Source organism: Chryseobacterium sp. CH21, from assembly GCF_004119445.1.
Taxonomy (GTDB): Bacteria; Bacteroidota; Bacteroidia; order Flavobacteriales; family Weeksellaceae; genus Chryseobacterium.
In genome coordinates this window covers 1-16,716 of the sequence record NZ_QICI01000049.1, presented here as the reverse complement: position 1 = coordinate 16,716, position 16,716 = coordinate 1, and the positions used below count along the sequence as shown (strand labels likewise).

Sequence of the window (16,716 nt, the reverse complement as noted above, 5' to 3'; positions counted from 1 at the left end):
TACAAGTAAATTATTAACAATTATAATAAATATTTATTTAAATATTTAATATAGTATTAAAAAAAGAAAAAAACAATTAATAGTCTTGATTATAATGAAGACTTGCTGAAGACTTACCCTTTTTCAGACATTTGATAAATATGCAAAATATTCCAAATACAAAAAATCACTTAAAAGAGATAAATAAATGCCAATATGAATTCAGAATAACACTATTTAATCCAAAATACAAATTTACCTAACAATAATTAATACTGCCCAGTAAATCATTTATCCAAAACTCCTTTAATTTGCAAATATAAAAGCAATCCACATTTAGATTGCACTTACTAAACCTGACACCATTAATTCTTGTTCCCTCAAACAAAGAATAAACTCAACTCTTGAAGTTGAGTTTTTTTAAAAAAAAATAAGAATGGAAAATTACAAAGAAATTCACATTGGATCCTTAATAAAGCAAAGGGTCTACGATCTTCAGATCTCAATGTCGCGCATATGTTCATTTTTTAACTGCACTCCAATGGATGCAGAGAAAATGTTTAATTCAAAAGATTTGTATACAAATGATATATTAAAATGGTCAAAACTTTTAGAATATGATTTTTTCCGGATCTATACTCAGCATCTTATACTTTTTTCACCTCCGAACGCATGCTTTTCTCCTAAAAAACCAACAGGTACTTTACCCAACTTTAGAAAGAATATATATACTAAAGAAATAATTAACTATATAATTGAGCAAATTACCAATGAAACGAAAACAAAACAGCAAATCATAGAAGAATATAGAATACCTAAAACAACTTTATACAAATGGATAACAAAACATTCAAAAATTAAAAATGATTCCAGATTATAAGCGTATATACAAGGACATGATCCATAAAAATTACCCCAAAATCATGCCTTTATGCATGAGATATCTTAGCAAAAGAGAATTGACAACTCTGGATATAATAGAACTCAATTCTATTATATCTCAACAAGATAAATTGGAAAACGCAAAATTAAAGGTATATGACAAAGCATCCATCTTAAAGATATTAGACTATCAAAAGAAAAATAAACTTTCTAATACTCAGGCTGCCAACTACTTTAAAGTAAGCAGGAATAGCATTGCAAATTGGAAAAAAGATTCCAGATTTAATCATTAAGATTCCCCCAAACTACCCCGCTGAAAATTATTAAAATAATAGTCCAATTAAACAGGAACTTTGATATTGACAAAACAAAAATTAAAAAACATACATAAAGTTAAAAGACTAATTTAAAGATTGTCACATATGAAAAAGAAAATTTGTTTAATCGGAATGATTATTATAAAAACAAGCCTTTTTTCACAAGTAGGAATAAACACCTCAAACCCTCTAGGTACATTCCATGTTGATGGCTCCAAAGACAATCCTTCTTCTGGCGATCCTTCCATTTCTCAAGCATCCAATGGTCTCATAGCAGCATCTGCGGGAAATCTTGAATTGGGAACCATTACACCTACCAGAAAATGGACCAGGTGCAAAACTTGGGGACTATGCAAAAAGTTCGATGATCTGAAGAGAAAAAATGTTCTGTCCTTTCCATCCCTAAGCTGTATTCTGTAGTTTTACAAAACGCAAAGGCAAAATGGATGAGGAGGCGAAGAAAGCGACAAAGTCGCTGATGAAAAGGTATGGATATGCATGCGCTTAGAAAGAATCAACTTCGTGATTCCAACCTTTGCTTCCTTAAAATAATTCGCAAGAATAGTGAAAGCTTTGCGTTATATTTAAATAGTATTGGTATAAATACTCCCACCTCCCCAACTTTTGAAACTGATCCCAGAAAAATAGAAATTGTATCAGTATCCAACCCCGCAATTAGGATACAGAATGTTCAACATGGATTAATTTGGGATATCCTTACTATGGAGAGACATCTATTATTGCTTTTAAAGCTGATTAAATGACTTTTAGTGGACAAAACAGAATCAATGCAATGATTTTTTAGAGATAGTCTTCAGTCTAATTAATTATGAAAATGAGCGAAATATAAACTATAAAACTGAAACAAAAAATTATACAGAGTAACAAATTTCTCAGGAGATCAAATTAATATTTTAAGTATTTCATAATAAAAAAGTTCAGTCAATAACAATTATTAACACATTTTATACTTTAAAAATCAACCTTATCATCTATTTTTGATTCAAGTAAGATTGAAATGTAAAATCAATTTTTAATTAGTTTTTAAAGATAAGCTGCCAGCAATTTTGCTTGCGGCTTTTTTTTAGTTTTCTAGCATCTCAGAATCTCTATTTGGAGAATGAAAACAGTGTTTGATTCTTAATTGAAATTATGAACTATTTTGATCAAATTTATCTCATATATGATGAGGCTTTTCAAAAAAATGATAAAATTTCTCACGAGAGTATTTTTCTGAAAACAATTTTCTAAACATGTTTCAACTTTTAAAATTAAACCCGTATTTCTAACCTTTAAAAATACTGTATGGTAAGCCTTCATAAGGATTTATATATTTTCTCATAGGCGTATAAAATCACTACACTGTATTCATGATTAAAATTACTTACACTTTTTAACAGCTAAACCTTAATAAAGGTCAAATTGATAACAATTACTAACACTGATTATTATACTAGAAATAATTTATTAACGACTTTTGCTTAATGTACTATTTAATATAAAGTCAATTGTTTCTGATTTTTTTTAAATAAAAAACAGCAAATAATCCTGAGTTATAAATTTTATTTAAAAAACTCCCCGCATCTCAACATTTTCACTCATACAACGAAGTAATATTTACAAATGGATGTATGTTCAAATTTAGATGCTGACTCATTAAATTACATTTACACAAATACAAATACGATTGAAAAGATTTTTTTATAACACTTCCCTTCATAGCAAATTTTTCCTTTTGCTAGCCACTTTCTATTTCAATTTTTTCCTCGCTCAAGAGCAATCTTATCTTTCAATTTCTGAAGGAACAGTGATATATTCTGAAGATGAAAACTTTAACAAACAGGTTGTTGAGAACAAAATTATACGTAATAATGTAAAGATTACATCTACAAAAAAAACAAGAAAACACTTATTATATATCGTAGGAAAACAAGGAAAGAAGGCCAACAAAAATAATGATAAGTATGCTGTAGAAAAAAAAATCTCAAAAAAAAGTATGCGCCGCCTATAAAATTATACAGCTCAGGAATTTTTTTGTGAGGTTAAAAAATTACATTTTGAGAACTTGATCGGTTATAATATTCCTCTTATACAAATCAAAAGTGCATACCACACGGATAATTATATAGAAATATTTAATAACCTTTCATATCACCTCAAAGTATCAGAACTCTACGCTGAAATTTTCAATTATCTTTTTAATAATCCTTTCAATATAAGGCCTCCTCCAAGGATTTAGTTTTAATAAAAAAGTACACAAAAAAATAAAAAGTTTTAAAATTTCATGAAAAACAAATATCAATGAAAAAATTTACTACAAACATCCTAATAGCTCTTATTTTCATGATAAGCTTTTCCGGGATGGCACAATATGGACCCTCAGATGATTTTGACGGTGACGGTATTATTAACAGTTTAGATTTGGACGACGATAATGACGGATTACTAGATTCGGACGAAACAACATGTAATAATTCATCTTCAGGAGTATTTATAGCCCTTTCACAACAATGGCAAAATACAAATCTTGCAATTGTTGCAGGCCAATCGTATAAAATAAACCTTAACGGATCTACATTAGGCCTAGTAACAGCAGCCGGAGGTCCTAACTCTGGCAAGCAGTTTTATCCTATATCCTTTGGAACAAATGGAGTGGGTGATTATGAAGGAAATCTATACAACCTTCCTCCGGGAGGAAATGTAGCTACATTCTATAGTAATCCCGAACCACCAGCTAATCTTCCCTTTGCAAATCTTACAGCCGCTGATTACAGCAATATCATTACTTTCGTTGGAATGATTGACACTAATGGCAATGGCCAGTATAATCCAGGAATTGACGTTCTCATTCCCAACATATTAGATATGTCTGAAGGAGCTACAGGAGGTGTTCAGTTTATAGCACCGCAGTCCGGGAATTTTTATATTGTCTTTACAGATAATGCCTATGGTGACAATTCCGGAAATATTGCATACAACATGCAGATTTGTGGAGTTTCAAAAGATACGGACGGAGATACTATTCCGGATAGTTTTGATACAGATTCAGATGGTGATGGCTGTGCCGATGCAATTGAGTCCAGCGAATATATCAATGTTACTCAAATTCATTCTCTAACTCTTCCAGTAGGTGATCCAAACTATGCATTTAGGGGTCAGATCAAGGTTTTGGCTAATGGCACTACACAAGGTACACCAGCACAGGTAGTAAGTACTCTACCCGCAGCCAATGGAGTTCCTATGCTTGTAAATCCGGCTTCTGCCAACAATGGTTCCGTAGCAGGAGCAGCAGATAATACTGACAATACCTCAGAAATTGGAAATACTCAGGTGTATGGTTTAGATGCCACAGTAAATCTATGTGTTGATACAGACAATGATGGTATTGCAGATGCCTTTGATAGAGATATCGATAACGATGGTATTCTTAATGATGATGAATGCAGCTATTCTTTCGATTCAGATCAATTTACAATGACAGCTCCGTTTACTCAAGCTACCAATTGTTCAACTCCAATGTGGCTGCAAAATGCCCCTTTATATTATATTGGGCTGCCTAGCAATGATTGTGTACGCTCTCCATTTCCAGGACAGCAAATGACAGATCATACCACAGGGTCTACCACAAGTGGAAGTGTAATAGGTATTCAGGCAGGTCCTGGAAATGATTTTATCACAGCTGTTACAATTCAGGGTAATGTAATTCCCAATTCTGCTTACACCTTAAACTTTGCTCATATTATATGGGAGCGAATTGGTTCTTCCATTGCAGATAATCAAGGTGCTATTCAGGTATTTGTCAATGGTATCCTCCAAACAACAATTTATGGTACCGCAAATCTTCCATTTAATATATGGGAAACATCAACAATCCCTTTCAATACAGGCTCTAATAACAATATCACCCTTGAGATAAAGGTTAGAAGAGGGGCATCTGTAAATGGTAATGATTACCTGCTGGATGATATTAGATTATCAACTACCTCACTACTTTGTGATTATGATGGAGACGGAACCCCTAATATTTATGATTTAGACAGCGATAATGACGGATGTCCGGACGCTATGGAGGGTGATGAAAATGTAAATACAGTACAACTTAATCCGAATGGCAGTATTAATGTTACAACATATGGAGGGGTAAATAGTATGGGGGTACCCAATCTAGTGAATGCCGGAGGAGCAGCAGATTCAGGATCGGATCAGGGACAAGGACATGGATTCTCTTCTAATAGTGTTGTTGATGGATGCTTTTGTTTAAAACCATCAGTTACTTCAGGAGCAGCTTTAGCAACTCCATTAGGGATAACTTCCTTAGGAAGAGCCGGTTCTAATGCCAGCGAATGGCCTACTACAAGAAAAGGGGCATGGATAGCACTAGAAAGTAAATCAACAGGTTTTGTACCCAACAGATTAACAACAGCTCAAAAAAATGCACTGGTAGCAGTAGAAGGAATGATTATTTATGATACTGACCTGGATTGCATAAGTATATATGACGGAACACTATGGAAATGTATGACACAACAGGGATGTCCTGCTAATTAACCTGATAAATTTAAAAATATGAAAAAAATATTAGCACTATTAACCGTGACCTTTTTTAATGTCTTTAATTCACAGGTCGCAATTGGTAAAACAGCAGTGAGTAACAGCTCTGTTTCATTAGAGTTTGGAGCACAAAACAGAGGCTTATTATTGCCGTGGGTAACTTCTGCCACAACGATGACAAATACCCCAAATGGTACAATTTGTTTTGATCTTATAGATAATAGAATCAAAATAAAATATGCGGTGGGCTGGCAGGATTTTTCTCAGAATAGTTTGGGAACGACTATTGATCCGGTAACGACTATAGACGGACGTATTTTACAAGACCCTTTAACTGATATCCCAACAGCAAAAACAAGCATAGGAAGCTCCCAATCTTCCTCTTCTGCCATTTTAATATTGGAAGATAATAATAAAGCTATGATTTTGCCTAAGGTTGCAAGCCCTCATTATAATATCATTAATCCTTCTCCAGGAATGATGGTATATGATACGGACTCTAAAATGTTTGCGGTTTTCAATGGAAGCATGTGGACATACTGGAGATAAGTTTGATTTAGTATAACATATAAAAGCGGCCGGAATTTTTCCGGCCGTTTTCTATAACTTTACAAAAAATCCAATACAAAAAAACAATGCGCATTAGATTATTAGAGTACGTTTTTCCTTTTTTAATTCTTGATCTTTCATAATATAAGTTGATGGGTTGTCAACTTATTTCAGGATGGGACAATTATTAAAAAAAGACTGTTCTTCTAGAACAGTCTTTTTTAAGTTTGTTGTTGAAATTATAATATATATAAATGCATTAAGATCTATTTTTTAATAATCTTTACGGATTTAAAGACATTCCCTTTTGCATCCTTCAAAGAAAGTAAATACTGGCCTGAAGGATATGTAGGAAGATTTGCATTGATACCTTTTTCAATAGTTTCAATATTTCCATTAAGGCTGTAAATACTCTTTCCATCCATACCAGAAATCTGTGCTTGATAATTTCCTGATCCATTTTCTAATTTAATATGAATCAAATCATTCCGTTCAATAGGATTAGGATATACTATCAATTCTGAATTCTTTTTTTCAACCTTGTTTGTAGTAAGGGTTGGAGTAATAGGATAAACTAAAATCTTCTGCCCGTCATAACCTACTGCATATACCGATGCAGCATTCGAAGGATAATAAACTTTTGTCGTCTGATTAGTGGTATCTCCTGTACCCATAACAGATACATAGATTAATTCATTATTTGTATTAAAGGTTTCATACGCAACTGCATTTTGCCAAACACTATGCTGCACAGTAAGATAATTATTATTGAGAGTAACACCCAGTCCTGTCTGGCCGCTCAGCTGAAGATGATTACGGAAAGCATTAATACTTCGTGATGAAATATAATGCATAACCGGCGAAACGGGTGCCTGATAGTTCTGAGCCTGTACATAAGCAATAGTAGCATCTATCTGAGCCTGAGTAATTGTAAGCTGCCCAACTCCATAGTCATCAATGGCTCTATCAATAGGTTTTAAAAATCCTGTTTTTGTAAAAAATCCCGTTAAATCCTCCTGAACGGCTGCACAGGTATTTTTCACGAAATTTAAAAGGAGCTCACCATTTGAAACGCCTGAAGCATTATAACTTCTTGCAGTGTTTGCAACTATTCCAAACCAATGTGCATAATCTATTCCTGTATAATTTGCCGGATAATTAAAAGAAAGTGTAGGTGCATTTCTTGAGGCACCAGCTAATTGATAATATAATTCAAGCTGCCAGAAAGGAACCAATACTTTAAAAACATCTGTATTTGTATTTCCCTGCAAAGCTTCCTGATTTATGGTAGTATTCAAAATTGCCCCATTTATCCTTCCCCCAGCTATGCTGCTCATTCCTGCTGCCGGTTCCACAGATTCTCTTTCCAGTCGGGACATCCCATCATTCTGCGGATTCATATGGTAATCTACCCAGGCACTGTGCATATTATTGGTCACCTCTGTAGTTCCAATCCATTTAATATCAGGTCTTATCTGATTGACATGACCAAATTCATGGGCAAGCCCCCATAAAGAAAGCTTATTGACATCGGTCATAAATTCTTCTCCCCAATCAGAGTCCATATTAATACCTAATCCACCGGCATACCATCCTCCACCATTATTGCTATAACTGAACATTCGGTTCTTCGGAACCAAATTGTACTTATAAAGCCCCATCACCAGCCATTCATTCTTTATAATAAGGTCGTATTTTGAAATAAGCTCAGCAGGATTAAAAGGAGCGTAATTTTTAAGCATACTTTTTTTATACACCAAATGAGAATGCTGCCCTACAACATCAATCATATTATAAGCTGAATTCGTGAGATTTTCCTGCCAGTCGTTTTGTGTAGATGTCTGATAATGATAAAGGCCATTCACTTTACCGGAAACAATATTAACCTGAATATTCGGCAGTGCAGTATTTGTATTATAATAACTGATGTAACCTAAACCACTGTTGGTTAACTCAAATACATTTAACCCATTATGAAGGTCATAATAAGAAGTAGTACCTCCAAGAACTGTTGAAAAATCCTTCACCTGTAAAGAAACCCTTGCTCCTGCAGGAATATTCTGTACAAACATTGCAACTTTATCTCCCTGCGTAAATACAATACCTGTAGGGTTTTCAAAACTGTTATACCCTGTCCCTACCTTCAAATTATTTGTAGTAACAGCTATTGGTGGATAAACCTGATAATCCTGAGCACGATATTTATTTATATAAGTTCCGTTAAATAAACATTGTGCTAAACCTTTATAAAAGACTGATGGTATTCCGTCTATATCAGACTGTGTAACAGAAGGCTGCAATGCAGAATAAAGATTATTTGCAAAAATATTGTTATACGGATTTGCGGGTCCTGCAGATGCCATAGTATAAAAACCTATTTCGGCACAGCTTGCATAATTACCCTGGCCATTATTCACTGTAATTTTTACATTTAAAGGAGTAATCTGATTAGGAAAATAAACATTTACCGGAGTAGAAGAATTCTGAAAGTCAAAAGACATCAATGTAATAAATGCACTGTTCGCAGTAGTATTATAACTGATGCTTACACTTCCAAAACGGCCGTTACTCCCGCTGGCTCTTGGTGTATATTGCAGATAATCAATAGGAGTAGCCCCATCCAGCCTGTAATTTAATACTACAGGAAAAACAGTGGTTCCATATTGTGAATGATATAATGTACTTACATCATTATCGTAAGACTTATCTATATTTTGTCCTGGTTGGTAAGATGATGCTGTTGTTCCTGAAGGGATAATGGCTGCTTTTATATCATTAACACCGTTTACACTAAGTTCTGATGTATTGATACTACAATCTGTACCGTTAAAAACAATAGGTTCTGCTTCCGAATAGAATTTCATTTCTGCACAGCTTGAAAAGTTCCCAGCCCCTGCATGTACAGAAATTTTAATGATGTAAGGATTCTGGATAGAGGTAGGGAACACAACTTCTTTATCCTGACTATTATTTGCCCAACTTAAATTACTGCTTAATGAAACAAAGGTATTGGGAGCAGCTTGTGTACTATAAGAAATACTTACATTCATCCATATTCCATTTGTACCTCCGGATTGTCTGGGAGTATAAACCAGTTTTTTAATACTGGTTACATTGGAGGAAAAATAAAACTTCATCTCATCCGGAATACCGTTTTGTCCCCATTTTGAGTGATATATTGTAGTGTTATCTCCATCAAGCACTTTATTGGCGTCATATCCGGACTGCGGCGTTTGTAAAGCCGTAACGGAATATACTGGAACTTGAAAGAGCTGTGAAAACCCATATATTCCCCAGAATAAGGAAAATAATAGTAATAATTTTTTCATATATAGTTTGTTATTCTTATACAAAAATACCCTTTTAAGGATAATAAATTGGAAAATTTCATAGATTTTATAACATAAAAAGTTAATAATTGTTATGTTTTTCAGCTATAGGCTAATTATAAAAATGAGAATTCGGCAAAGCATAAAAATTGAAGCAAAAATAGAATGGGGAAAACACGGAAGAAACGTTTTTGCCATTAATGGCTTCTTTAAAATAATAGATTTATCTAATTGTTCCGCTTAAAAAAACTGCCTCCAAAAATAGAGGCAGCATTTATTTAACAATAATATTCTATAAAATTCAAACTGAGAATTCTTATAATAACAATTAATCTAGTTTTTATTCACAATGCCGAAACTTTGAATGATCATCATTTCTTGATAAATTTTGTTTGATACATTAGCTTTGTATTGTCATAGAACTGAATGACATAATTACCCGGCGACAAATCGGAAACATTCACCTTAGTACCGGTCATATTCTCTTTTCTGATAAGTCTACCGGAAAAATCTGTAATACTATATACGGCAACCTTATCTTTAGAAATAATATGGAGCTCATCCCCCACCGGATTAGGGAATATTTTAATCTCTTCCTCCATTATATTTTCAGAAACAGCAAGTGAACCGGTTATAATAAGACTTCTGTTATTCTTAGCAATATTAAGACAAACACCCGCAACAATCATATCACTAATTGAAGAATTAATAAAGGTGCTCAAATTGGCTGAACTGGTATAAGATAATCCTTGTACAGTATAGGATCCTGAAGGCAACGTTGTAAAATTAGCATTAGGGCTCAATGCAGCGATTTTATCATTACTGTCAATCGCAGCAAAAGTATAGCTATAGCCCGCAGGAGGTGTAGATTCTGTAAACATTTTCCCCGGTCCGTTTACTGTAATGGTATGAGTAGCTCCTGAAGAAGCACTTGCCAATAAAAGGTAATAATCTGTACCAGCAGATAAATAAACTGATTTTGTAGAAGAATAAACACTTATTCCCGTCCCGTTAAAGAAACCGCTTGATGTCACAAAATTAGCCGTTGTGAACGGAGTTCCGGACGCAATACTCATGATCATATATCCACTTGTCTTTGTAAATACGTAATTACCCGATTCTGTCACTTTGAATTTAGTAACCATTCCCTGTCTCACATCCTGAAAATAAGGATTTAGCTGACTGGAGTTTTCATATACTATAAGGTTATTACTTGTAAGACCTGTGCCATAAGTATTTTGAAAACCAGTAACCTCCGGATTTGCAGCCATTGGAGCCGACATATTCAAATTAGCCTGTAATGACCCTGCTATGGCTGTTACACTGTTCGTGGGATAAGCATATGAAGGATACGCTTCACATGTAGAAGTGATTGTGAAATTATTATTTGAAATATCAAAAAACTCTGCCATAGTATTGAGTACCGCGACTACTTTAATTCTGGCATTAGCTGTTGCAGGAACATTGGGCATTGTCACACTTTTAGATCCGCTATTAGGAGTATCTGCTGCAAGTATAATAGGGTATGTAGATCCTCCGTCAATAGACAAAAGGATATTGACAGTATTTTTTAAGCTATTGGTATTATTGACATCCCAGGTCACATTCATATTTGAATTAGCACTGATACTAATTCCTGAAATATCAGGGTAGGTTACTTTCAAAGGGCCATCATTGGTAACAGTAATAATCATTTCATCCGAATCTACCCCTCCGGCCTGCGCATTGTTATCTCTTACTGTAAATCTCATCCTGATATTTCTAGCGACCTGAGAAAGTGCTTCGGCAGCAAGATCGGGAGGAGTATTATCGTTATTAATAACGTATTCCATTTTTGGAAAATATCTTTCAGGAGTTTTAAGAGGTTCTGTACGGAATAAAGGAGTTGTTGTTCCATTCACTGCCGTGTAGCCCCCCACACCAGCAAGATTATACCCCATAGCTCCTTTATCATTGGCTGTTGCAATATCCATTTGATCCCAATTATAAATAAGATCTGTATCATTAGGATCACTGGCAATACCTTTTAATTTAAAAGGAGTATTTTTTGGAATACTAATGTCTAAACCTGCATTTGCTGTAGGTGGAATATTTGTTGTGTTAATACTTGAATTACATGTGGATATATTATTAATTTTTGTCAGCATCTGATCAATACTCTTCGCATGGAAAAGCCTAAACCCTAAAATTGATGGTGTATTGACCTGATTTGGGATACTGCAGTTACCTGGATATGCCATAATACTTATTCCGCCTCCAGGCTCTACAGCTCCTGATCCACTCCAATTATCCGTACAGAATGTAGGAGAACCTGTGCTTCCGCCAGTACCGTTATATGTATGACTAGCTCCAAACTGATGTCCGATCTCATGGGCTATAAGGTTCGCAATCCAGCCTTTACTAGCATTAGGGTTGGGATCATATGCCCATGAACTACCTCCGGATGCTTTTGAAGAATTGTTGCAGGGCGTACCTCCCGCAGTCCCTGATGCACCTGAAGCCTGAAGTCCAAACATATGTCCCACATCATAAGCATTATACAGCAAACTCCCGTTATTATTTAAAGTGTTAAAGCCAGTCTGAGCTGCACCAGCTGTCGCCGCTACAGATCCGTTAAACGGATCTGTAGCAGGATCCGTAAAAATAAGGCTTTTATTAGTAGTCTGAGAGATCAATGTAAATGTCACTGCAAGTTCATTTTCATAAATAAGAGTAATCAGATTAACCATATTTACAGCTTCAGCCAATGCAAGATCCTGAGTTCCATAAGCCTGCGTAAATTCTCCTGTTGTTGCTACAGCCATTCTGTAACTTCGTAACTGAGATCCTATCGGAAAATTTGCAAAGGATTTTTGAGTAGTAATTCCGGGGGTTTTCTCTTCAAGACTTTCAATTACCTTACATTCAAAATTGGAGTTCCTTTCAGAGGAAGGAGATATTCTGTATTCACTTTTAGCTTTATTGCTTGGTTCAATGATATAATAGCCATCTTGAGTGCTCATCATCGCATTAATATAATTGTCATACAGAGATAATTTCATTTTATATTTATTATCCTTTGAGACACCATCAAAAGTTGTAATTTCTTTTAGCCTTTCACCAGAAACATTGTTTTCATTTAAAATGAATTGCTGCTTATTTCCATCAGGCATTTCAACAACTAAGCTTTGATTTCTAATCTTTGATGTGTTCTTCTGCAGCCTCTGTACATTTCTTTGTAAGGTACTAATATCAATATTGATAATCCTGCCAGGAAGTTCCTGGTTATTAAAAACCTGACTAAAACATAATCCAAAAAGAAATATAGTAGTCAATAATAAACTTTTTTTCATAATAAAAATGATTGGGTTATTAAATATTCTCTACATCAAATTATTTCACAAAATAAAGAAAAAAATCATTAAAAACCTTAATTTTCGCATTAATTAATGTTATGAATGAGATTAATGCAAAAATAATATTCAAAAAAAAAAATAAAAATCCATAATAAAAAATTTAGAATTTACCTTTTAGTATAAATATGTCATAGTATCTATTTATAAAATTTTAATTATTTTTTTAAAACTTTAAATGATTTATTATTAATAGTAATAAAATAGATTCCAGAGGGTAAATTTTTAAGATCAATCTTAGCATTACTGCCATTTATTTGAACATTCAGCTTCTCTGCTATATTTTTACCATTACTATCATAAACAAATATTTTCTCAGACGCAGTATTCTTATCAATTCTACTTACATATACAATCCCAGTTGTTGGATTTGGATAAACATCATAACCAGATTGTATTGTTATTGGTGAAACAGATAGAGTTTGTGATGGTCTTAGTAAAACCTGTTCGGTAAATCCATTTTTGGTAGTAAATGAAACATTGGTAGATCCTCCTGCAATTTGCAAACTTACATTAGCATTGGGAATATCTAATTCCCACAGACCAGCTAATCTTACAACAACCGTTTCATTCTGAGGAATTCTGTGTAACCGCGAAGCTGTATTACTAATCTGATTCCATGTGTAAGATTCATTGGTACTTAATAGCCCTAAACTGGGGTTAGTAAGGCTAATTTTCAGTTTTGAATTATTATTACTCCTTTGAGTAATAATAACGGCAGGCTTACTTGATTTCTCAAGTATATCGTAATTAAAAGTTGTATTTTCATCCCAAATTACATAATTATAAGTAGATTCGGGCACAAACTTCACAACATGAGCCTGTGTATTTTGTTGCAGCACAGAAAAAAAGCTGTTAAAATGGGTTAAAAAATTTTCCGTTGAAGCTCCTGCCTGCAACTGAATGGCATACTGGTAAGCAGATGCAGAAGGAGACATCCCATGATCAATAAAAGCTTTTGAAAAATCACCTGTTAAATTACCGTTATTTGACTGGTTAGGGGATGTCTGATTGCTTCTTTTTATCGTTATGGGATTATTGTTATAACCAGTATTAGGAACTACGTATCCATTTCCATTAGAATCAGTAGCCCAAATCCCTCCTCCATTGGCATTGAAAGTATAATTATTTCCCGACACAACGGCACCATTAATCAAACCTGTGTTTGAAGCATTACTAATCTGTGTTTGAAACAGAGTGGTATGAACCGGATAAATACCTCCTATATCTTTAATATCTGACCCGAGACATAAAATCTTATCTCCAAAGAAAAAATAACTTTTAAGAGCTGTCATTCCTGTTTGCGAATTATAATCTTTATAATCCATTGCAAAGATACCGTTCGTTTTATCAATATCAGCATGAGCTAAAAAATGTCTGCCATTCATCTGTCTCATAGTATAATTTGCCATAATATCAAAGGGGACATTGGCAACAGTTGTTCCCGGAATATGACTCCAGTCCCAGCCATTATATAATAACGCTACATCATTTGTTAAAAAGGGATTCCCATGGGTCAGAATTTCCATGGCTCCTGCAGAACTGTATGCGCCCATCCTATTTTCTGAAGCACTATTTTCAAAGTGCCAGACAATCTTGCTTGTTCCCTTTACACTGGCCTGCCATCCATTAAATTTGTAAACACTTAACCCTGCATATGGAAACCCGAAATACCCTGAGGTTAATTCTGTTAAGGGTGATAACCCTGTATTCAGCACATCTGCAACATTTTGTACTCCTCCTAAAGAATGTATCATATTAATACTTACCGTATTATCCCTCATGAGCCTGTTATTGGCTTCGGTAGAAATATTCCAAAGTCTTAAAAATTCCTTTCCTGCATCTTCATTTCCTATAGGATCAGACTGATATAAATAGGCTAATGCCGGTCTTAAGGTATTATATGAACTTGTTGTAAACGGGAATCGTCCTGCAAGCCCCTGAGGCATAGTAAAATCTTTACTGAACATTCTATAAGTAAAAATAGCTTTTTTAAGGTTTTTTTGTGATAAAGTATTTAACTCATAGGCAGAGTTCTTCAGCATCATATTCAGAATTGAAGCCTGGTGCAAGGCGTCTATACCATAAGAATTAGAATAGGCACCCCTGTGATGAAATGTAATAAAGTCAGGTTTTATAGCGTCTGCCCATCCGTTTGAAATAAGTAAAGCATTATCTATAAAACTTTTTAAATGATTCATATTATTAATCTTGGAAGGTTCAGAATCTTCCTGTGCAAGTACATAACAAAATCTTTGTTGTATAGACGCTCTGATTACATCACTGTTATATCCGGGATAGGTAAAGTTAAAATAGGGAAAGTCCGGCGATAAAAAAGTTGTAATTCCATTAAGGGCACCCATATGATGGTTAAATTTTCCTATCGTCACTAATTCATCCTTCATAAGCAATATAGATGTAGCATAGGCGGAAGATCTCAAAGCAACGCCATGATGACTGGTAACAACTTCCTCATTATCAAAAAGTATTTCGTACTCAAAATTTGTGGTGGAAGAAACTCCTTTATCTTCAATATATTTGAAAATTTTCAAAATATCATTTTTTAAGGCAGCTGTATTATAATAAGGGTTGGGAGACGAGACTGAACCTTTGATTTTATATAAAAAATAAGACGAATTAATGATTTTTCAGTTATATTGAAAAATTCATTTTTATCAGCATCAATGGAAAAATCCCAAGCACTTCCTGGATTTACAAAATTATACTGTGACAAATCCAGTGCTTGTATTCCTGCTGCCCGAAAGGCAGTATATCTTGTATTTACAGAGGCATTACTGTAGTTCACATTCTCTCCTGTTAGCCAGTTCACATATTTTGTTTTAATGGTATTTATTTCACTCAATTGTGCTTTGACTTGAAAAAAACATAAAACAAAAGTCATGGAGAGAATACATCTTATAAGTTTATATTTTAACATTATGAATAATTATTTAAATTATGTATTTAATATTTTTATAAAACACTTTACTTTCTACCCTCTATATTGATCAAAAAATACCATTGTATTTAGTGATTTATCTTTTAAGATATTTTTTATAGCAATAGTGCTCTGCTACATATATCTTATTCATAAAAGGGGAGGTAATAAGAAAGTCTGCAGTAGCCATATCACAGGCCATAGGAATATTCCATACAACCCCTAACCGTAACAAAGCTTTTATATCACTATCATGCGGCTGCGGCTGCATGGGATCCCAAAAAAAATGATAATATCTATTTTTCCTTGTGAAATCATAGCTCCAAGTTGTTGATCACCTCCTAATGGCCCACTCATTACTTTTCTCGTTTTGATTTGAATTTGCTGTTCAATCAGTTTTCCTGTTGTTTCTGTTGCTATCAGCCTATGATGAATAAGTTTATCTTTATGACAAGTGATCCATCTGATCAGATCATTTTTTCTTTCATCATGGGCAACAAGCGCTATAGATTTAATAACTCCAATAGTTTTTTTGTTTTCATTTTTATCAGTTTTTTACTCTACTTTTATATATAAATAAATCCTGTGCAAAGTTTTAAATTTTTTTGAATACTCAATATTTACAAAAGTTTACATATATATTTAACATAATATTACAAATTATATATAAATAAATAATAACCCGTTGTGCATTTTAAAATATGCTTGATTTTAGATTGTTGATTTTTTTGTTTAAATAGTTTTTATTAATAAATTGAACAATTGTAAGAGCTGTAATC

The 16,716-nt window shown here is 33.8% G+C and carries 10 protein-coding genes; 5 read left to right on the top strand and 5 right to left on the bottom strand.

Going from position 1 to position 16,716, the window contains the following annotated elements; all coding sequences use genetic code 11:
- The first annotated feature begins 415 nt into the window (after nucleotides 1-415).
- From BOQ62_RS09710 to BOQ62_RS09690, 5 genes are all read left to right on the top strand, one after another.
- The gene (locus BOQ62_RS09710) at nucleotides 416-859 is read left to right on the top strand and encodes a transposase (RefSeq protein WP_129039033.1); all 444 of its coding nucleotides are present in this window, start codon (nucleotides 416-418) and stop codon (nucleotides 857-859) included.
- Between the two features lie 55 nt (nucleotides 860-914).
- The gene (locus tag BOQ62_RS09705) at nucleotides 915-1,154 is read left to right on the top strand and encodes a hypothetical protein (RefSeq protein WP_228413899.1); all 240 of its coding nucleotides are present in this window, start codon (nucleotides 915-917) and stop codon (nucleotides 1,152-1,154) included.
- A gap of 129 nt (nucleotides 1,155-1,283) precedes the next feature.
- A complete protein-coding gene (locus BOQ62_RS09700; protein ID WP_129039029.1) occupies nucleotides 1,284-1,598 on the top strand; it encodes a hypothetical protein in 315 nt (104 codons plus the stop codon).
- A gap of 1,881 nt (nucleotides 1,599-3,479) precedes the next feature.
- Nucleotides 3,480-5,726, top strand: coding sequence for a thrombospondin type 3 repeat-containing protein (locus BOQ62_RS09695; protein ID WP_129039027.1), 2,247 nt, complete (start codon nucleotides 3,480-3,482; stop codon nucleotides 5,724-5,726).
- A gap of 18 nt (nucleotides 5,727-5,744) precedes the next feature.
- The gene (locus tag BOQ62_RS09690; protein ID WP_129039025.1) at nucleotides 5,745-6,278 is read left to right on the top strand and encodes a hypothetical protein; all 534 of its coding nucleotides are present in this window, start codon (nucleotides 5,745-5,747) and stop codon (nucleotides 6,276-6,278) included.
- 266 nt (nucleotides 6,279-6,544) lie between these two features.
- On the opposite strand, the gene BOQ62_RS09685 is transcribed toward BOQ62_RS09690, so the two are convergent.
- The 5 genes from BOQ62_RS09685 to BOQ62_RS23100 all read right to left on the bottom strand — a co-directional run bounded on the left by BOQ62_RS09685 (nucleotide 6,545) and on the right by BOQ62_RS23100 (nucleotide 16,396).
- Nucleotides 6,545-9,607 (bottom strand): M60 family metallopeptidase, encoded by a 3,063-nt coding sequence (locus BOQ62_RS09685; RefSeq protein ID WP_129039023.1) that lies wholly within the window; start codon nucleotides 9,605-9,607, stop codon nucleotides 6,545-6,547.
- Nucleotides 9,608-9,978: 371 nt separating this feature from the next.
- Entirely contained in the window at nucleotides 9,979-12,939 is a 2,961-nt protein-coding gene (locus BOQ62_RS09680) for a zinc-dependent metalloprotease (RefSeq protein ID WP_129039021.1), read from the bottom strand.
- A gap of 218 nt (nucleotides 12,940-13,157) precedes the next feature.
- The gene (locus BOQ62_RS09675; protein WP_164976719.1) at nucleotides 13,158-15,551 is read right to left on the bottom strand and encodes a polysaccharide lyase family 8 super-sandwich domain-containing protein; all 2,394 of its coding nucleotides are present in this window, start codon (nucleotides 15,549-15,551) and stop codon (nucleotides 13,158-13,160) included.
- Between the two features lie 11 nt (nucleotides 15,552-15,562).
- Nucleotides 15,563-15,937, bottom strand: coding sequence for a hypothetical protein (locus tag BOQ62_RS09670; RefSeq protein WP_129039017.1), 375 nt, complete (start codon nucleotides 15,935-15,937; stop codon nucleotides 15,563-15,565).
- 240 nt (nucleotides 15,938-16,177) lie between these two features.
- A complete protein-coding gene (locus BOQ62_RS23100; protein WP_262708321.1) occupies nucleotides 16,178-16,396 on the bottom strand; it encodes a hypothetical protein in 219 nt (72 codons plus the stop codon).
- Nucleotides 16,397-16,716 lie beyond the last annotated feature (320 nt).

Coding starts and splice junctions, on each gene's coding strand:
- BOQ62_RS09710 (WP_129039033.1), top strand. CDS start 416: ATGGAAAATTACAAAGAAATTCACATTGGATCCTTAATAAAGCAAAGG.
- BOQ62_RS09705 (WP_228413899.1), top strand. CDS start 915: ATGAGATATCTTAGCAAAAGAGAATTGACAACTCTGGATATAATAGAA.
- BOQ62_RS09700 (WP_129039029.1), top strand. CDS start 1,284: ATGAAAAAGAAAATTTGTTTAATCGGAATGATTATTATAAAAACAAGC.
- BOQ62_RS09695 (WP_129039027.1), top strand. CDS start 3,480: ATGAAAAAATTTACTACAAACATCCTAATAGCTCTTATTTTCATGATA.
- BOQ62_RS09690 (WP_129039025.1), top strand. CDS start 5,745: ATGAAAAAAATATTAGCACTATTAACCGTGACCTTTTTTAATGTCTTT.
- BOQ62_RS09685 (WP_129039023.1), bottom strand. CDS start 9,607: ATGAAAAAATTATTACTATTATTTTCCTTATTCTGGGGAATATATGGG.
- BOQ62_RS09680 (WP_129039021.1), bottom strand. CDS start 12,939: ATGAAAAAAAGTTTATTATTGACTACTATATTTCTTTTTGGATTATGT.
- BOQ62_RS09670 (WP_129039017.1), bottom strand. CDS start 15,937: ATGTTAAAATATAAACTTATAAGATGTATTCTCTCCATGACTTTTGTT.